This window comes from Neoaquamicrobium sediminum (assembly GCF_040970315.1).
Classification (GTDB): Bacteria; Pseudomonadota; Alphaproteobacteria; order Rhizobiales; family Rhizobiaceae; genus Aerobium; species Aerobium sediminum.
The window spans coordinates 495,263-513,660 of sequence record NZ_JAZHFV010000003.1; the positions used below are offsets into that span (position 1 = coordinate 495,263).

The following is an 18,398-nucleotide window of genomic DNA, read 5'->3' on the forward strand; positions in this document are numbered from 1 at the left end:
GACGCGCCGATGAAATTTTGCCGGCTTATCAGGCCTTCCAACCCACGCCTCACGCCATATCCGGCTTCATGCCGACATGGGTGCGATCGATCACCTCGCGCAGCGCGAAGGACGAGTTGATCTTGGTGACGTGCGGCATCGCCGTCAGCCATTCCTTGTGGATACGCTCATAGTCCTCGAGATCGCGCGCGGCGATGCGCAGGATGTAGTCGTATTCGCCCGACATCAGGTGGCACGACAGCACGTTCGGGCAGCGTTTCACCGCCGCCTCGAAATCGGCCAGCGTCTTTTCGAACTGTCCAGACAGCGAGATATGCACGATCGCGGTCATACGGTGACCGAGTGCGGCGTTGGAAAGGCGCGCGTGATAGCCCCGTATCACGCCTTCCTTTTCCAGATTGTCGAGCCGGCGCGAACAGGCGGATTGCGATAGCCCCACAGCCTCCGCAAGCGCGGCATTGGAAATTCGGCCATCCTTCTGCAAAGCTTCAAGAATAGCGATATCGATCCTGTCTCGGGTCATAAACCGTGATTCCTCCCGCAAAAACTCCATTTTGCGCAAGAATATACGAAACCGACGGTCCCGAACACTACTATTCGCAAACACGTTCCACGGCAGGCGTGTTAACAATTTCCCTCAGGGAACATAACGTCAAATGCGAGGAATAGCGCCAATGCGCGTCGGCTGCCCCAAGGAAATCAAGAACCACGAATACCGCGTCGGCCTCACCCCCGGCTCGGTCCGCGAATATGTCACCCATGGCCACGATGTGCTCGTCGAGACCGGCGCGGGCGCCGGCATCGGCGCCGACGACGCAGCCTATATGGCCGCTGGCGCGAAAATCGCGAAGACGGCCGAGGAAGTGTTCGCCAAGTCGGACATGATCGTGAAGGTCAAGGAGCCGCAGCCCTCGGAATGGGTGCAGCTCCGCGAAGGCCAGATCCTTTACACCTATCTCCACCTCGCGCCCGATCCGGCGCAGACCAGCGGCCTCGTCGAGTCCGGCGTCACCGCGATCGCCTACGAGACCGTCACCGACGATCGCGGCGGTCTGCCGCTGCTCGCGCCGATGTCGGAGGTCGCCGGCCGCCTCGCGATCCAGGCCGGCGCGACGGCGTTGCAGAAGGCCAATGGCGGCCGTGGTGTTCTCCTGGGCGGTGTGCCGGGCGTTCTGCCCGGCAAGGTCACCGTCATCGGCGGCGGCGTGGTCGGTCTGAACGCGGCGAAGATGGCCGCCGGCCTCGGCGCCGACGTCACCATCATCGACCGTTCGATCCCGCGCCTGCGCCAGCTCGACGACATCTTCAACGGCCGCGTGCACACGCGCTACTCCACCGTCGAGGCGTTGGAGGAAGAGTGCTTCTCCGCCGACGTGATCGTCGGCGCGGTGCTGATCCCCGGCGCGGCGGCCCCCAAGCTCGTCTCGCGCGAAATGCTGTCGGGCATGAAGAAGGGCGCGGTGCTGGTCGATGTCGCCATCGATCAGGGCGGCTGCTTCGAGACCTCGCACGCCACCACCCATGCCGAGCCCACCTACGAGGTCGACGGCGTCATCCATTATTGCGTCGCCAACATGCCGGGCGCCGTGCCGGTCACCTCGGCGCACGCGCTCAACAATGCGACGCTCCACTATGGCCTGCAGCTTGCCAATCGCGGCTTGAAAGCGATCGTCGACGATCAGCACCTGCGCAACGGCCTCAACGTGCACAAGGGCCGCATCACCAACCAGGCCGTCGCCGAAGCGCTCGGCTACGAAATGGTCGAGCCGCGGGCGGTGATCGCGGCCTGAAGCATGTCTCCCGAAAGTGGAAACCGGTTTCGGGGAAAAGACATGCCTTGAAGCCAACCGAGGTTTCCGCGCAAGTCCTCCCGCGCGGAGACGATGGCCCGCCGGTCTGCACCACCGGCGGGCCTTTTTCTTGGCTACGCCCGCTCGATCCTGAGCTGATAGCAATTGTTCCGCGCCGAGCGCATGTGGACATACGCAACCTCCACGCGTTCGAAGATTTCGTGCGCGCGGCCGCAGATCTTGTGGGTCGCCACCACGCCGCCGGTGCCATAGACGATGCGGTCGTCGGCACTGTAGCCCCGCAGTATGTAGTCCGGCGTAGCCCTGAACATCGGCGACAGCACGTCGCCTTCCGGCGCGCGTTCGCATTCGGCGGCATGCAGAAAGACCGGCCCCGTCTCCGCGTAGGGCTGCAGGGTCGGAAAGGGCCTGTACGCGAATGTCAGATAGCCTTCACCCGCCGCAACATGGCGCAGGCAGTGGCGGCACGGAATGCCTGAACCATCGGAAACCCTGCGCTCGGGTGGATTGCCGTAGGCGTCTGGCGCGCCGCGCTGATAGGCGCGGGCCTGTTCGGTGGGCATGGCGACAAAGCGGATCAGGGCCATTTTCGGGTCTCCGGCAGGGTTCGTGTCTGCCGCACCATCGAAAGATGGCATCGGCGTCGCCACCCGAAACATGAAGAAACCCGCCGGCGGCGAACCGGCGGGTCTGGAACCGTGCGCGAGGGGAGAGCGCACGGCGGGGAAAAGGTGCGTCAGCGCAGGAACGAGCCGACGTTGCGCAGGGTCACGCGCCGATTCTGCCACTCCTCGTAAGGCGTCTGCACCAGAAGATATTCCTCGCCGTAGCCCACCGTTTCCAGGGCGCTGGAACGGATACCGAACTCGCGCACCAGCACGCGCTTCAGGGCTTCTGCACGACGCTCCGACAGGATCTGGTTGGAATAGGCCGAGCCGACCGCATCCGTATGACCTTCGATGAGCACCCGGCTGCGCGGACGCCGGTCGAGCATGCGCTGCAGCGCGTCGGCGATCTGTTCGACCTTGCGGTACTGCGAATAGGGAATCTCGGCAGAGCCGAAGGCGAAGTTGATCGACTGGATATCGATCGAAGGTGCAGCGCGGCGCAAATCGGGCCGGCGCTTGAACTCCTGCACCGTCACGCGCCGCTGCGGGTCGACCCGCAGCCGCGGTTCAGCCTCGAGCTGGCGCAGGATACGGTCGGCCGACGGCATGTCGGGTGCAGAGATTGATTGCGCGGACGTCACGGCGGGAAAAGCGATGGCAGCCGCCATGGCAGCGATAAATGTGCGACGGAACATGGTCGTCTCCTTCGGTTGCGCTGGGCGGCGCGTTGATCACGATCCGAATTTGACAAAACCGCACTGAAACGAAGCTGAACGGGCTGTTGTCCGCCGTTCATAATCCTTAATCGCAGGCGCAGCGGGATGCTGTCACCAGACTGTCAGCCCCACGGCTCCACCGTCTCCTCCGACCAGGCGTAGGGCGAAAACCCTATCCGCTGGTAGAGCTGCAGCGCACGCGGACTGTCGAGCGTGTTGGTGTGGATCACCAGCCGTTCCGGCTCATGCGCCCAGGCGGCAAATACGGCCTCCGACAGGAAGAACTTGGCAAGCCCCCTGCCCTGGAAATCCGGCGTGATGCCGAAATAAAGCACCTCCGCCTCGCCCGGCAGCCGCGACAGGTCGAGCTCAAAGAAACCGGCAGGAGAGCCCTCGACATAGAGCACCTGGATTTCCGTGTGCTCGGCATGGATCGCCGCGGAGAGATCGGCATCGGTCAAATCGCGCCGCAGCAGCCAGTGATGCGCCTTGCCCACCTGCTCGTAGAGGTAACGGTAAAAGGCAAGCGGCATGTTTTTGGTGCGCAATACCGCAAGTCTCTGTCCCTGTGGCATCTGCACCCGATGCGCAGGCGGCGCGGTCATCTCCAGATGGGTGATACGCGCGGTCATAGGCGCTGAAGCCGATGTCATCTCAATCCTTCCCCGTAACGACCGGCGTGTCGTCGCGACCGCCCCATTCGCTCCAGGACCCGTCATAGAGCCGGTTGTCCTCGTGGCCCACCGATGCCAGCGCGAGCGAAATAACCGCAGCGGTGACGCCTGACCCGCAGGACGTGACAACCGGCCTGGAAAGATCGAGGCCGGCCGCCTCCAGCACCGTTCTCAGTTCCTCGACAGGCAGCAGCTTGCCGTCCTTCGAAAGCGACGGCGCCGGCACGTTCCTTGCGCCCGGCATATGGCCAGAGCGCATCTTGGGCCGTGGTTCTGGATCGGTGCCAGCGAAGCGCCCGGGCGGTCGCGCATCGGCGATCTGCATCGAGCCGTCTTCGACGATCGAACGCATGTCGCCAAGCGAAGCAACGCGCGCGGCGTCGAAATCGACCTCGAAGAAGCCGGGCGCGATCTTCGTCGGCTCGGCCGTCACGGGCCGGCCATCCGCCTTCCAACGGTCGAAGCCGCCATCGAGCACGAAGACGTCCTTCGCGCCCATGATGCGGAACATCCACCATACGCGCGGCGCCGAAAACATGCCCGGCCCGTCATAGACGACGATGGTATCCTTCTCGTCGACGCCCATGGAGCTGGCGAACTGCGCGAACAGCCCCGGATGCGGCAGCGTATGCGGCAGGTCGCTCTGCGGCTCCACGACCTTGTCCTGGTCGAAGAAGATCGCGCCCGGAATGTGCGCCGCTTCGTATTCAGCGCGCCCGTCGCGTCCCTGCGCCGGCAGATACCAGGAGGCGTCCACGATGGAGAGGCCGGGCTGGCCGACCCGCTCCTGCAGCCAGTCGGCCGAGACCACGAAGGGGCTCGTTTCGCTCATCATCGTCTCCGTCAGTTTGCCGGCAAGGGACCGAAGCGAAGGCGGAACCGCCGGTTCTCGCGCCCCTTCTTCTCGATCTTGCCGATATGGATTTCGCCCACCTCCGCCGTGGAGGCGACATGGGTGCCGCCGCAGGGCTGGCTGTCGACCGTACCGCCCTCGCCGATGCCGACGAGGCGGATACGGCCCGTGCCGGATGGCGGTCGCACGTTCTTGGATTTCACCAGCGAAGGATTGGCCGCAAGTTCGTCATCGGTGATCCAGCGCGTGAACACCGGATGGTCGGCCCGCACCAGCTCCATCAGCCGCGCGGTCACGTCTTCCTTCGTCACGCCGGAATCGGGCAGGTCGAAATCGACGCGGCTGTCGTCCTCGCTCACTGCGGCGCCGGTAATCGGAAACGGACACACCACCGTCAGAAGATGGCAGGCCGTATGCATCCGCATCAGCTTCAGCCGCCGTTCCCAGTCGATTTCGCCTGTCAGGGTTTCGCCGGGCTCCGGCAAGTCCGCGCCGGCTGCCGGCACATGGATGATCTCGTCCTTGGTTTCGCCGGTGATCGTCGCGGCAATCGCGATGGTCGAGCCGTCCGCGCGGCGCAGTCGACCCGTGTCGCCCGGCTGCCCGCCCGAGGTCGCATAGAATACGGTCCGGTCGAGCAGGATGCCGCCCCGGTCGTTGACGCCCACGACCCGCGCTTCCATGGCTTTCAGGTAGGAGTCTTCGCGGAAGAGAGCCTGCGTAGTCGTCGCCATCACGCCCGCTCCGCAGGCGTCGCGTTGCGTGTGGGGAACCCGGTCGGGTATGTCGCGCTATCCATGTGTCCTCTCTCGGCCGCACCCGGGTCACATGGGACCCGGATTCGCGGCGACAGAGAACACCACGCACAGCAAGACTGCAACCGCCCCGATAGCGCAGCGGCTACAGGCGCAACGCGAAAAGATTAGGCCACGTCTTCGTATGGAACCGAAATCTGCGGCGTCGTTTCCATCCAGCCCGGCACCGGAAGCTTCTTTTCATGCAGGAACTGCGGGTTGAACAGCTTCGACTGATAGCGCATGCCGTAGTCGCAGAGCATGGTCACGATGGTGTGGCCCGGCCCCATATCCCGGGCGAGCCGGATCGCACCGGCAATGTTGATGCCGGTCGAGCCGCCCAGACAAAGCCCCTCTTCCTGCACCAGGTCGAAAACGATGGGCAATGCCTCCTCGTCCGGAACCTGATAGGAAAAGTCCGGCTCGAACCCTTCGAGATTGGCGGTGATACGCCCCTGCCCGATGCCCTCGGTGATGGACGAGCCTTCCGATTTGAGCTCACCCGTCGTGTAGTAGCTGTAGAGCGCTGCCCCCAGCGGATCGGCCAGCGCAACCTTCACGGCGTTGCTGTTCTGGCGCAGACCGGCCGCGACACCCGCAAGCGTGCCGCCGGTGCCGACAGCGGAGACGAAACCGTCAATCTTGCCATCCGTCTGCCGCCAGATTTCCTGCGCGGTGGTTTTGATATGGCCGTCGCGGTTGGCCACGTTGTCGAATTGATTGGCCCAGATCGCACCGTTGGGCTCGGTCTTCGCCAGTTGTTCGGCCAGCCGCCCGGAAACCTTCACATAGTTGTTCGGGTTCTTGTAGGGCACGGCCGGCACCTCGATCAGTTCCGCGCCGAGTAGGCGAAGGGCGTCCTTCTTCTCCTGGCTCTGCGTCTCGGGGATGACGATCACGGTGCGGTAGCCGAGCGCCTTCGCCACCACGGTCAGGCCGATACCCGTGTTGCCGGCAGTGCCTTCCACGATAACGCCGCCCGGCCGCAGCAGGCCCTTGCGCTCCGCATCCCGGATGATGAACAGCCCGGCCCGGTCCTTGATCGACTGTCCCGGGTTGAGAAATTCGGCCTTGCCGAGAATCTCGCAACCGGTTTCTTCCGAGGCACGCTTGAGCCGGATCAGCGGCGTGTTGCCGATGATATCGATCACGGAACTGGTCATGAAACTTTCCTTGTCGTCATCTTTTGCGCGAGCCTAGAAACGTGGAAGGTTGCTTTCAAGGTTGGATTTTGCGCCAAACCTGCTTATTTCGGCATCCCGATACCCAATGTCGCCCGGCGGCCTTTCCAAGCGTTGCCGGCGTCGTTACCACATCCTGCCGCGAAACCAGCTTCGGAATCCTTCATGACGCTGTACAGAGCCGACCCAAAGGACGGCGTCGCCTGGATAACAGGCGCCAGCACCGGCCTAGGCAGGCAGTTTGCGCTCGATCTCGCCCGAGAAGGGTTCGTGGTCGCTGCGATGGCGCGTGACGAGGAACGCCTACTGACGCTTGTCGAGGAAGCGGCAGGTGCGCGCGGCCGTATCGTTCCCTATTTCTGCGACGTGACCGACGAACGCGGCATGGAGCGCACGGTCGCGGCGATCGAAAAGGAACTCGGGCCGATCGTGCTCGCCGTGCTCAATGCCGGCATCTATTCGGCCACACATGGCGAAAGGCTGGAAACCTACAATTTCACGACCACCTACGGGGTAAACCTGCTGGGCGTCATCTACGGGCTCGTGCCGGTGGCAGATCTTATGCGCGACCGCGGCCGCGGCCAGATCGCCATCATCGGCTCCGTCACCTCCTATTTCGGCCTGCCGGCGGCCGGTGCGTATGGCAGCTCGAAGGCCGCGCTCCACAGTCTGGCGCAGTCGCTTCGCTACGATTTCGACAAGCTCAACATCCGCCTGCAGATCGTCAACCCAGGCTTCATCGACACGCCACTCACGGCGAAGAACCGTTTCACGATGCCGGGGCTGCTCGCCGTCGAGGATGCGTCCCGGCGGCTTCTCCGCGGCTTGCGCAAGGGCGGCTTCGAGATCGCGTTCCCGCGCCGCATGGTCTGGCCGACCCGGATCATGCGGTTCTTGCCCGAGGCACTGCGCTATCGCATCATGCGTCGCGTCACGGGTTGGGACGGCAGGCGTTTCGGCACCAGATCCAAGCGTTGAAACGGGAGCGGAGGCGATGGTGCGGATGATCTTTCTCATCGCCGCCGTCGCGCTGGTCGCGCTGATCCTCCTGTTCCTGACTGGGCCGCGTGTCTCCACCGACACGACGATCACGTTCGACGAAACCGCGATCGGAGATGATCCCGTCGCCTGGCTTGCCGCGCGGGAGGCAGACGTCCCCAATCTCCGCGCCGAACTGGCGAAGGAAATCGTCTGGGCCGACCCCGTATCGAAGGCCCGCACTCCGCTGGCGATCGTCTACGTCCACGGTTTTTCGGCCTCCAAAGCTGAATTGCGCCCGGTGCCGGACCGCGTGGCCGCCGAGATCGGGGCGAATGTCTTTTACACACGGCTTGCCGGTCATGGCCGCGACGGCCCTGCAATGGCGGAAGCCTCGCTGAACGACTGGATCAACGATTACGCCGAGGCGATGGCCATAGGGCCGGCAATCGGCGACAGGGTCGTCGTCATAGCGACGTCCACCGGCGCGGCACTCGCCACCTGGGCGGCGACGCAGCCCGAACTGTCTCGCGATGTCGCCGGCTACGTCCTCGTTTCGCCAAACTATGGCGTGCAGGCCGCGGGCGCATGGCTGCTGACCATGCCCTGGGGCAGGCAGATCGCGGAAATGGTGGTCGGCCCCGAACGCGGCTTCGAACCCGTCAACGAAGAGCACGCGCGATACTGGACCACCCGCTATCCGACTGCTGCGACGCTGCCGATGGCCGCCCTGACCAAACTTGCGCGGCAGTCGGTGGTCGAGCGGGCCCACGCGCCGGCGCTCTTCATTTTCTCCGATGCCGATGCGATCGTGCGTCCCGAACTGACCCGAGACATAGCAGCCCGCTGGGGCAAGCCGCACGAAACGATGATCGTCGAGAGTTCCGACGATCCGTCCAACCACGTCATTGCGGGCGACGCCATCTCGCCGTCGACGACCACGCTCGTGGCCGGGCGCATTAGCGAATGGATCTCAGCGCTCAGGCGCTGACTTGCGCTGCCGCCTTTTCCGGCTTGGCGTCGCGACAGGCCAGATAGATGACCAGCGACAGCGCCAGCGTGGCTGCGTAGAACCAGAACAGCGACTGATAGGCTGCCGCCGGCGCGTCAGCGGCCGTGTTCGCGGTAACAACGGCCCCGGTCGCGAACTGCATGATGCCCACCCCGCCTATCGAGAAGAAGTTGAGCATCGTCACGCCGCGCCCGGTCAGGTGCGGCGGCAGGAATGCGCGTCCGTGCGCCATCAGCAGCCCGTAGCTGCCGCCCGTCAATCCGATCAGCACGAGAAACACGGTCGTGGTGACGACGTCGGTCACAGGATAGAGCGCAATCACCACCAGCACCACGAGGCCGATCGCATTGCCGCCGACAGCCACCCATTTGCGGGTGCCGAACAGCGTATCGAGCGGGCCGTAGACAAAGCTGCCGACGACCATCGCCAGCGCCATGAAGAGCGTCACTTGCCCTATCGCCAGTGAATCGAGGCCGTAGACATCGGAAAGATAGGGCCCGGCCCACAGGCCGCGTATGCCGGCGGCAGCCGCATAATTCAGCGCCACCAGCGGCAGGATCGGCCACAGCACTTTCAGGCTGAAGAGTTCCAGATAACCGGCAAAGCCGTTGTCAGCCGTCCCGTCGCCATGCCGCGCCGGATCGCGCACGAAGAACAGCACGGCTACGGCGGTCACGAGTGTCACCGCGCCAAGCCCCAGCATGACCGGTCGCCAGCCGAAGGCGTCGGCGGCGGCCGCCAGCGGCGAAGCGCCGATCACGTTGCCGAACGAACCGAACCCGACAAGCCAGGAAACCAGGATCGCCAGCCGTGCCGGCGAATAGGTGCGTGCGAAGATGAAGACGGAGGCCATGAGCACCGGCGCGCAGCCGATGCCGATCATCGTCATCGCGACGATGACCATCCACGGTTGGGTCGCGCCCGCAAAAACCAGTGCGCCGCCGGCGCCGCCCAGCGCAAGCAGCGTGGCTGCGGTGCGCTTCGGCCCGTACCGGTCGAGCGCGACGCCGATGCCGAACTGCGACAGCGCGAAGGCCACGAACCAGGCGCCGGACGCGACCGAAAGGTCGCCCTTCGTCGCGCCCAGTTCCGTTATCAGGGCCGGCGTCAGGACCGCGAGGAAGGAGCGGTAGAATTGCGAAAGGACGTAGGCGATCGCGAGCGCCGCCAATCCGGCCATGAGGCGTTTCCCGTGTTCTCTCGATACGGCCGGACGGCCGACAGGAAACGCCTTAGAGTATCGGGCCGGCCCGCGCAATTGGGCCAGCCCGAGCGCTGTTTAGGCCGCGCGTTCCGCGGGGCGGCGTCCGCCATTGCTGCGGCGCTTTGCGCGGAACGGCTTCTTGCCGCCCGGCTTGCCGGCAAAAGCCTTGTTGCCGCCGGGCTTGCCGCCGAATTTTCTCGGCTTGCCCTGTCCGTTGCGCGGACGGCGCTCGCCCGTCTCGCCGGCGTCCCGGTCATCGTTGGCCGCCTGCGGACGCGGCGCGTTCTGCTCACCGCGCGGCCGAACCGGATCCGGCTGGTCGAGATGCGAGGCTGCCACCGGCAGCTTCATGCGGATGATACGCTCCACCTGGCGCAGCTTCGAGCTTTCGGTCGGATCGCACAGCGTGATCGCGATGCCGTCCGCGCCGTTGCGGCCCGTGCGTCCGATGCGGTGCACATAGCTTTCCGCCTCGTCTGGCAGGTCAAAGTTCACGACATGGCTGATGCCCGGCACGTCGATGCCGCGCGCGGCGATGTCGGTGGCGACCAGAATGCGCACCTTGCCCTCGCGGAAGCCGTTCAACGCCTTCTGGCGGGCGTTCTGCGACTTGTTGCCGTGAATCACGGCGGCCTCGAAGCCGTCGCGCTCGAGGTCCTTGGTCACGCGGTCCGCGCCATGCTTTGTGCGGGCAAAGATCAGTACCGACTTCATCGTCTCGTCGGCGAGCATGTCGGAGAGAATCTTACGCTTCTGCTTGGTGCGCGCCATCACGAGGCTCTGCGTGATCTCGCCTGCGGTCGTGCCCTGCGGCGCCACTTCGACACGCACGGGGTTCTTGAGAAGCCCCGCAGCAAGCTGTTCGATTTCATGCGGCATGGTTGCCGAGAACAGCGCCGTCTGGCGGTCGCGATGCGTCGCCTTGGCGATGCGCTTGACGTCGTGGATGAAGCCCATGTCGAGCATGCGGTCGGCTTCGTCGAGCACCAGGAAGCGGGTATCGGCAAGGCTGATTTGGCCCTCCCGCACAAGGTCCGTCAGCCGGCCCGGCGTGGCGATCAGGATGTCGATGCCCGGCGCCATGCGCTTGATCTGAGAGAAGCGCGAAACGCCACCCAGCACCAGCGCGGTCGAGACATGCAGGCCCTTCGACAGCGTACGGATCGTCTCTTCGATCTGAACGGCCAGCTCGCGCGTCGGCGCGAGGATCAGGGCGCGGCACGTGCGCGGCAGCCGCTTGGTGCCGAACCCGACGATCTTCGACAGGATCGGCAGGCTGAAAGCGGCGGTCTTGCCGGAGCCGGTCTGCGCGATGCCGAGAATGTCGCGGCCTTCGAGCTGCGCCGGGATCGCCTGCACCTGGATCGGCTTCGGATCGGTGAAACCGGCCTTCTCGGTCGACTTCAGCAGCGCGCCGGTAATGCCCAGTGCAGCGAATCCGCCATTGGTTTCCACGGCGTTGTTGTTTTCGTTCGTCAAAATCTTCTTCTTTCAGGCGGCCGGAAGCTCATGGCTGCGGCCGCGCAATATCGCGGCAGGGCGCAACCTGCCGCAGCAAATCTGTAAAGGAACGACAAGACGGCGGGGCATGGCCCCGCGCGGCTGCGCTGTCGTGCCCGCGTGCCTTGTGCCGCGGGGCTCATTCGCCGCTCGCCATGTCGGATGACAGGAAAGGGAGAAAACAGACGCAACCAGTCCATTCAAGGAAAGCCGGCAGATCCGGCCCATGCGCCTCGTGGCCCGCATATGGGGCAGTTCGCCCTCGAAAGCAACCGATTTCTTGTGCAGCGCAGCAAGTCGCTGGGCTCAGCGGACTGGAGGCACCCCGAGAATACGGCGCCAGATTGTGCCGCCAAGAAAACGATTGAAGACGACGAAATAGGCGACGACCAGCACGATTACCAGGAACGCCGGCAGGCCGGTCAGACGAAATCCTGCTTCCGTCGTTTGCCCTATCATAAAAGCGAAGAGGTAGCCGAGGACCAGAAAACTCGTAACAAAGTCAAGGAGGAAAGACCCGACGGCTCTCCAATAGGGGAATACCTTGGCCTCAGAAGCATCCATGTATGCGATCTCCATTTCCTCTGTTTCGACCGTGCCGCATGTCAGTTGTTTGCACAAGCCAGCTCTGCCAGCTTGAGCACGGTGTTCCAGTTGCGCGCCGTGTTCGGCACGCCGATGCCCTTGTCGAACCGCTCGGCAAGCTTGGAGGTGCCGAAACCTGCCGGCGTATGCAGATAGGCGACGTTGCCGACGACCTCGATGCGGTCGCGGCCCTGCGCAATATCCTGCAGCGCCTTCAGTCTGGCGGGATCCGGCGCATCGGCCAGCCACGCCGCGTGCAGGAATTTCGGGGTCTCCGTGGCGTCGGGAAACGGGTTGTTTGCAATCACCGCGTCCCATTCCGCTGCAGAAATCAGATAGATGTCCTTCTCGAATCCGAACTCGCGCTTGCAGATCGCGGCGATCTCCTTCGCCGCCGTCGCACGGGACTTACGCGTCTTCACCAGCGCGTTGCCGCTGTTGATGTAGGTCGCGATATTGCGAAAGCCGGCCTCCGCCAGCTTCTCCCGCAACGGTGCCGTCGGAAGCTGCGTCTTGCCGCCGACGCCACGGAAAAGGACGATGTAGACGGTGTCGCTCATATGATCAGCCCCGCCAGGACTTCGTTTTCGGTGATGTCCTGAAAAGCCCAGCCTCCTTCGGCGAAGCGCTTTCTCAACAGGTCGAAATTCTTCGCGTCCTTCGTTTCGATACCGATCAGCACCGAACCGAAATTGCGGGCCGACTTCTTCAGATATTCGAAGCGGGCGATGTCGTCGTCGGGACCGAGCAGTTCCAGAAAATCGCGCAGTGCGCCCGGCCGCTGCGGAAAGCGGAAGATGAAGTACTTCTTCAAGCCCTCAAAGCGCAGCGCCCGCTCCTTGACGTCGGGCAGCCGTTCGAAATCGAAATTGCCGCCGGAAACGACCAGCACGACCGCCCTGCCCTTGAGCTCCTTGCGCGAAAAATCCTTGAGCGCATCGATCGCAAGCGCGCCTGCGGGCTCGAGCACGATGCCTTCGATATTGAGCATCTCGATCATCGTGGCGCAAAGCCGGTTCTCGGGCACCAGCCTCACTTGCGCCTCGTCGAACCCCTTGAGCAGCCGGAAATTCTCCTTGCCGATCTCGGCCACTGCCGCGCCGTCGACGAAATTGTCCACCATGTCGAGCTTCACCCGGCGGCCGGCCGCAAGGCTCCGCTTCAGGCTGGGCGCGCCCAGCGGCTCCACGAAGGCGAAGCGGGGTGCGGTATCCCCCTCCGAGAAATAGCGCGTCACGCCGGCCGACAGCCCGCCGCCGCCCACCGGCAGCACCATCAGGTCCGGCTCGACGTCCTCCGGCATCTGCGCGGCGATCTCGTGCGCCACGGTTGCCTGCCCCTCGATGATGTCGCGATGGTCGAACGGCGGCACCATCAGACCGCCGCTGGTTGCCGCGAAGTCGAGCGCGGCGCGATAGCATTCGTCAAAGAAGTCGCCGATGAGCCGTATCTCGACCATGCCGCCGCCGAACATGCGCGTCTTGTCGATCTTCTGCTGCGGGGTGGTCACCGGCATGAAGACGACGCCGCGCCGGCCGAGATGCCGGCACACATAGGCGAACCCTTGCGCATGGTTGCCGGCAGAGGCGCAAACGAACGCCTCTGGCGATAGTCCGGCAGCAACCGCCTTGCGGAAAAAGTTGAATGCCCCGCGGATCTTGTAGGAGCGCACGGGCGACAGGTCCTCGCGCTTGAGGAACACGCGCGCACCCGTCTTGCGCGACAAATAGTCATTCTCCTGAAGCGGCGTCGCCTCGAAAAGCGCTCGCATCTCATCCGCCGCGCGGGCGACATCGCGTGTAAATCCGGCCATGGTGCGGCTCCGTGTGCTATGCGGGCCCTATTGCACAAACGGCCGGATGACGCCACTCTCCGGCCGCGCCCAGAGTCGAGGCTTCTTCCCCCGTGCATTACTCTTCCATACGTGCCGCGCTTCATATCGCTTCGGTCTTTGCGATCTATCTTTCGCTCGCGATGCTGATTCCGGCGGCGGTCGATCTTTATTTCGGCAATGACGACTGGCGCACCTTCGCCTTCTCCGCGCTGTTCACCGGCGGGCTTTCGCTGGGCCTCGCGCTGGCCACCCAGGGTCGCCCCCCGCCGATCTCGTCGCGTTTCGGCTTCCTGCTGGTCAACCTTCTGTGGCTCACCACCTGCGTTGTTGGCGCTGTACCGCTGCTCGCCTCCTCGACCGATCTCAGCGTCGCCGACGCCTTCTTCGAAACCGTCTCGGGCATCACGACCACCGGCGGCACGGTTCTGGTCGGCCTCGATGGCCTTCCGCCGGGCGTCCTCTTGTGGCGTTCCATCCTGCAATGGATGGGTGGCCTCGGCGTGATCGCGCTCGGCCTGTTCGTGCTGCCGTTCCTGAATGTCGGCGGCTTCTCCTATTTCCGCATCGAATCTTCGGATATGGGTGACCGCCCCTTCGAACGGTTCTCTACCTACACGACGAGCCTGATCGCCATCTACTCGCTGCTGACGCTGATCTGCGGCCTGTGTTACGCGGCCGCCGGCATGAGCAGCTTCAACGCGCTCAACCACGCCCTGACCACGATCTCCACCGGCGGATTTTCGACCCATGACGCCTCGATGGGCCAATATGCCGGCAATCTGGCGATCCTCTGGATCGGCACCATTTTCATGTTCATCGGCGCGCTGCCGTTCTCGATCCTGATCCTGCTTGCTGTCGCCGGCCGGCTCGACGCGCTGCGCGACCCGCAGATCCGCGTCTTCGCTGGCTACGTCGTCGCCTTCGTCGTGGCGGTCGCGGTCTATCTGCGCGTTTCGACCGGCATGCCGTTCACGGTGGCGCTCAGCCACGCCGCCTTCAACTTCGTGTCGATCATCACAACTACCGGTTATGCCAGTCAGGACTATACGCTGTGGGGACCCTTCGCGGTCGGCTGCGCGTTCGCCGCGACCTTCCTGGGCGGCTGTTCCGGTTCGACCTCCGGCGGCGTCAAGGCATACCGTTTCCTCATTCTCTACAAGCTGCTCGTCAACGGTCTGCGCCGCTTCGTCTATCCCAACAGCGTCGCCAGCGTCCGCTACGGCGATCGCCCGGTGGACGACACGGTGCAGCGCGCGGTCGTGCTGTTCATCTCGGCCTTCGTCGTCATCTGGCTGATCATGACCATCCTGCTTGCCGCAACCGGCCTCGACCTGATGACCGCCCTGACGGGCGCGTTGACGTCGCTGACCAATGTCGGCCCCGGTCTCGGTGACCAGATTGGCCCCTCTGGCAACTTCGCCAACGTGCCTGATTCGGCCAAGTGGCTGCTGTCGCTCGCCATGCTGCTCGGCCGCCTGGAAATCCTGGCCGTGCTGGTGATCTTCACGCCAGCGTTCTGGAGCCGGTAACCGGAAGTTTTGCCACTGCGGATGGACGCGGGCGGCTTTAGCCGCTATCCGCAGACGGACGTTGGTACTGGAGTTTGCCGTGTCTGCTTTCCGGCGCGCACTGATGGCGTTGTTTCCCGCCCTCGTTCTGGCGCTGTCGGGCTGCGCCGGCGGCCCATCGCGCAGCCTCACGAACGCGCTGGCGGCCGAACCCGACGCAATCGTTGCAACGCACAACATTCTGGTCGCGACGACCCGCGCCAAGGCAGACGATCCGTCCGAGGTCTATGGCGGCGGACGCGGCGACGAGCTCGGCTTTGCCCGCGTTAACGTGACGGTACCGCGCGTCCACAGTTCAGGCAGGCTGGAGGGGCCCCGAAACGGTGCGCGGCGCGATGCGTCCAAACACTTCGCCGCCAGCGAGATCGCCTTGTTCCCCAAGGAGCAGGATTTCGGCAATGCCCTGCGCGAGAACCTGGCGCGCACCGATGGCCGCGCGCTGGTCTTCATTCATGGCTACCGCACCGCTTTCGACGGCTCGATCTATCGCGCCGCGCAGATCGTCCACGATTCCGGCTATGCCGGCACGCCGGTCCTGTTCTCATGGGCCTCGACCGGCCGCACCGTCGACTACATTTACGACAACAACTCCGCGACCGTCGCCCGCGACGGCCTGGAAAAGACGCTGCGCCTGCTCCGCGCCAGCGGCGCGAAGCGCATCGACATCATCGCCCATTCGATGGGCAACTGGGTCACGATGGAAGCCCTGCGCCAGATAGCCATCGCCGATGACCAGAGCGTGGCCGGCGCCCTTGGCGACGTGGTGCTCGCGTCGCCTGACATCGATGTCGACGTCTTCAAGACGCAGCTTCAGCGTATCGGCAAGCTGGACCGGCCTTTCCTGGTCATGGTGTCGCGCGACGACCGCGCATTGCTGGTATCGTCCATCCTTGCGGGCAGTCGTCCCCGCGTCGGCGACTACGACAAGGACGAGGACCTCGCGAGCCTCGGCGTGACCGTGATCGACGTGTCGGCGCTCGAGAGTGGCGACCGGCTCAATCACGCCCGCTTTGCCGACAATCCGCTTCTGATCCAGCTACTCGGCCAGCGACTCAACGAGGACGATAGCCTCGGCGGCGATGGCGATCAGGTGACCCGCCGTCTCGAAACCCTCGCGCAGGGCCTCGGCCAGACGATCGGCTCGGCGGCCGAGATCATCATCACCACGCCCTTCGAGGTCATCAACGTCGCCGTCGGCGGTGCGCGCTAGGCCAGCAGCCTTTTAGAGGAACAGGTCGACCGTCTCGAACTTCGTCACGTCGACGATGCCGACATCGGAGATTCGAAGCTCGGGGATCACCACCAGCGCCAGCAGCGAATGCTGCATGTAGGCGTTGTTGAGCGAGCAGCCCATGTCGCGCATCGCCGCCGTCAGCTTCGCTGCCTTCTCCGCCACGATCTCGGCGCGTTCCGCCGACATCAGCCCGGCAATCGGCATCTCAACCAGCGCCAATTCCTTGCCTTCGGAGATCAGCACAACCCCGCCGCCGACCTCACCCAGCCGGTTCGCCGCCTGTGCCATGTCCGCCTTGTTGGTGCCGACGACGATCATGTGGTGGGAATCATGCGCCACCGTCGACGCCATCGCGCAGTCCTTGACGTAGCCGAAACCGGAGACGAAGCCGTTGACGACGCCACCCGTGCCGCGATGCCGCTCGACCAGTGCGATCTGGCAGACGTCGTTCTGCCGGTCCATCGCGACCAGCCCGTCCTCGACCGCCAGCTCGGCCTCCAGCGCCCGCGTGGGCGCCTGGTTCTCGATCACGCCGATCACCCGCGCCCGCACCTCGTTGGCGCCTGCGGGCGCTGCGATGTCGAAATCGGCAGCCGTCAGCGCCTTGCCGAGCTTCACCGTGTCCTTCGCGCTGGCTGGGTAATCATAGGCCGGAATATCCGCTTCCAGCCGTCCGTTGCGCGCAAGCCGCACCCCACGCCCGTAAACCTCGTCGATCGTCAGTTCCGGCAGGTTCGAGACGATGAGGAAATCGGCGAGCCTGCCCGGCGCGATCGAGCCCAATTCGCGCTCCAGGCGGAAGTGCTGGGCCGTGTTGATGGTCGCCATCTGGATCGCGGTCACCGGGTTCAGCCCCTGCGCGATGGCGTGGCGAACCACCCGGTCCATGTGCCCGTCGTGGACCAGCGTGCCGGAATGGCTGTCGTCGGTGCACAGGATGAAGTTGCGCGGGTCGAGCCCCAGCTCCGTCACCGCCTTGATCTGGCTGGCGACGTCGTACCACGCGGAACCCAGCCGAAGCATCGCCTTCATGCCCTGCCGCACGCGGGCAACCGCATCCTCGACGGCCGTGCCCTCGTGATCGTCCTCCGGACCGCCCGCGACATAGCCGTGGAAGGCAAGCCCGAGATCGCGCGAGGCATAATGGCCGCCAACCGTCTTGCCGGCCTTCACCGTCTCGGCAATTTCCGCCACCATCACCGGGTCGTTGTTGGCGACGCCGGGAAAATTCATCACCTCGCCGAGCCCGACGATATTCTCCCACGTCATCGCCTCGGCAACGTCTGCCGCGGTCAGTTGCGCGCCCGCGTTCTCCAGCCCCGGTGCGGACGGCACGCAGGACGGCATCTGCACGCCCACATTGATCGGCATCGCCAGCGCCTCGTCATGCATCAGCCGCACGCCCTCGAGACCGAGCACATTGGCGATCTCGTGCGGATCGATGAACATTGACGTAGTGCCGTGCGGGATGACGGCGCGGCAGAACTCCGTCACCGTCACCATCCCGCTTTCGACATGCATATGCGCGTCGCACAGGCCCGGCACCAGATAGCGGCCGCCTGCATCCACCACCTTGGTGCCTTCGCCGATCGCGTGCGAGGCATCCGGCCCGCAATAGGCGAAACGTCCCTCCACGATGGCCACGTCGGTGCCCGGCACCACCTCGCCGGAGTGCACGTTCACCCACCGCCCGTTCCTGACGACCAGATCGGCGGGCTTGCGCCCGGTCGCCACGTCGACGAGACGCGGCGCGACCTCGCTCCAGGATTTGGGTCGGTCGAAGGCGGATTTCGCGGCTGCGGGCATAGAGTGGTGTCTCCTTTTGCCCGACTGTGCCAAGTCTCGC

Annotated in this window: 18 protein-coding genes; 5 read left to right on the forward strand and 13 right to left on the reverse strand. The window is 64.6% G+C overall.

Annotated elements, in window-relative coordinates; all coding sequences use genetic code 11:
- Positions 1-49: 49 nt before the first annotated feature.
- On the reverse strand, positions 50-523 hold the full coding sequence (locus V1479_RS12990; RefSeq protein ID WP_173191847.1) for an Lrp/AsnC family transcriptional regulator: 474 nt from the start codon (positions 521-523) through the stop codon (positions 50-52).
- 151 nt (positions 524-674) lie between these two features.
- On the opposite strand from V1479_RS12990, the gene ald reads away from it, so the two are divergent.
- Positions 675-1,790, forward strand: a complete 1,116-nt coding sequence (gene ald / locus V1479_RS12995; protein WP_368803251.1) for an alanine dehydrogenase — start codon at positions 675-677, stop codon at positions 1,788-1,790.
- 134 nt (positions 1,791-1,924) lie between these two features.
- On the opposite strand, the gene V1479_RS13000 is transcribed toward ald, so the two are convergent.
- The 6 genes from V1479_RS13000 to V1479_RS13025 all read right to left on the reverse strand — a co-directional run bounded on the left by V1479_RS13000 (position 1,925) and on the right by V1479_RS13025 (position 6,619).
- Complete coding sequence (locus V1479_RS13000; RefSeq protein ID WP_368803252.1) at positions 1,925-2,398, reverse strand: DUF1203 domain-containing protein; 474 nt, start codon at positions 2,396-2,398, stop codon at positions 1,925-1,927.
- A 149-nt stretch (positions 2,399-2,547) separates the two neighbouring features.
- Entirely contained in the window at positions 2,548-3,114 is a 567-nt protein-coding gene (locus V1479_RS13005) for an OmpA family protein (protein ID WP_368803253.1), read from the reverse strand.
- A gap of 143 nt (positions 3,115-3,257) precedes the next feature.
- Complete coding sequence (locus V1479_RS13010; protein WP_368803254.1) at positions 3,258-3,788, reverse strand: GNAT family N-acetyltransferase; 531 nt, start codon at positions 3,786-3,788, stop codon at positions 3,258-3,260.
- Position 3,789: 1 nt separating this feature from the next.
- The gene (gene sseA, locus V1479_RS13015) at positions 3,790-4,641 is read right to left on the reverse strand and encodes a 3-mercaptopyruvate sulfurtransferase (protein ID WP_368803255.1); all 852 of its coding nucleotides are present in this window, start codon (positions 4,639-4,641) and stop codon (positions 3,790-3,792) included.
- 11 nt (positions 4,642-4,652) lie between these two features.
- The gene (locus V1479_RS13020) at positions 4,653-5,396 is read right to left on the reverse strand and encodes an alanyl-tRNA editing protein (protein WP_368803256.1); all 744 of its coding nucleotides are present in this window, start codon (positions 5,394-5,396) and stop codon (positions 4,653-4,655) included.
- 188 nt (positions 5,397-5,584) lie between these two features.
- Complete coding sequence (locus tag V1479_RS13025; protein ID WP_368803257.1) at positions 5,585-6,619, reverse strand: cysteine synthase A; 1,035 nt, start codon at positions 6,617-6,619, stop codon at positions 5,585-5,587.
- A gap of 183 nt (positions 6,620-6,802) precedes the next feature.
- On the opposite strand from V1479_RS13025, the gene V1479_RS13030 reads away from it, so the two are divergent.
- Together V1479_RS13030 and V1479_RS13035 are read left to right on the forward strand one after the other, a co-directional pair.
- Positions 6,803-7,615 carry an SDR family NAD(P)-dependent oxidoreductase gene (locus V1479_RS13030; RefSeq protein ID WP_368803258.1) on the forward strand — a complete coding sequence of 271 codons (813 nt, stop codon included), beginning with the start codon at positions 6,803-6,805 and terminating at the stop codon, positions 7,613-7,615.
- A 16-nt stretch (positions 7,616-7,631) separates the two neighbouring features.
- Positions 7,632-8,606, forward strand: coding sequence for an alpha/beta hydrolase (locus tag V1479_RS13035; protein ID WP_368803259.1), 975 nt, complete (start codon positions 7,632-7,634; stop codon positions 8,604-8,606).
- Here the strand turns inward: V1479_RS13035 and V1479_RS13040 are convergent.
- The 5 genes from V1479_RS13040 to ilvA all read right to left on the reverse strand — a co-directional run bounded on the left by V1479_RS13040 (position 8,596) and on the right by ilvA (position 13,729).
- Positions 8,596-9,807 carry an MFS transporter gene (locus V1479_RS13040; protein ID WP_173191858.1) on the reverse strand — a complete coding sequence of 404 codons (1,212 nt, stop codon included), beginning with the start codon at positions 9,805-9,807 and terminating at the stop codon, positions 8,596-8,598. The genes V1479_RS13035 and V1479_RS13040 overlap by 11 nt on opposite strands.
- Before the next feature lie 99 nt (positions 9,808-9,906).
- Positions 9,907-11,310, reverse strand: coding sequence for a DEAD/DEAH box helicase (locus tag V1479_RS13045; RefSeq protein WP_368803260.1), 1,404 nt, complete (start codon positions 11,308-11,310; stop codon positions 9,907-9,909).
- Between the two features lie 327 nt (positions 11,311-11,637).
- Positions 11,638-11,895, reverse strand: a complete 258-nt coding sequence (locus V1479_RS13050; RefSeq protein WP_368803261.1) for a hypothetical protein — start codon at positions 11,893-11,895, stop codon at positions 11,638-11,640.
- Positions 11,896-11,936: 41 nt separating this feature from the next.
- The gene (locus V1479_RS13055) at positions 11,937-12,476 is read right to left on the reverse strand and encodes a DUF1697 domain-containing protein (protein ID WP_368803262.1); all 540 of its coding nucleotides are present in this window, start codon (positions 12,474-12,476) and stop codon (positions 11,937-11,939) included.
- Complete coding sequence (ilvA, locus tag V1479_RS13060) at positions 12,473-13,729, reverse strand: threonine ammonia-lyase IlvA (RefSeq protein ID WP_368803263.1); 1,257 nt, start codon at positions 13,727-13,729, stop codon at positions 12,473-12,475. Before ilvA ends, V1479_RS13055 begins: the two co-directional genes overlap by 4 nt.
- Positions 13,730-13,890: 161 nt before the next feature.
- Between ilvA and V1479_RS13065 the strand changes: the two genes are divergently transcribed.
- Both V1479_RS13065 and V1479_RS13070 read left to right on the forward strand, forming a co-directional pair.
- Complete coding sequence (locus V1479_RS13065; protein WP_438620524.1) at positions 13,891-15,279, forward strand: TrkH family potassium uptake protein; 1,389 nt, start codon at positions 13,891-13,893, stop codon at positions 15,277-15,279.
- 79 nt (positions 15,280-15,358) lie between these two features.
- A complete protein-coding gene (locus V1479_RS13070) occupies positions 15,359-16,528 on the forward strand; it encodes an alpha/beta hydrolase (RefSeq protein ID WP_368803265.1) in 1,170 nt (389 codons plus the stop codon).
- Positions 16,529-16,540: 12 nt separating this feature from the next.
- Here V1479_RS13070 and ade read toward each other — a convergent pair whose 3' ends face one another.
- Entirely contained in the window at positions 16,541-18,358 is a 1,818-nt protein-coding gene (ade, locus tag V1479_RS13075; RefSeq protein WP_368803266.1) for an adenine deaminase, read from the reverse strand.
- Positions 18,359-18,398: the final 40 nt, after the last annotated feature.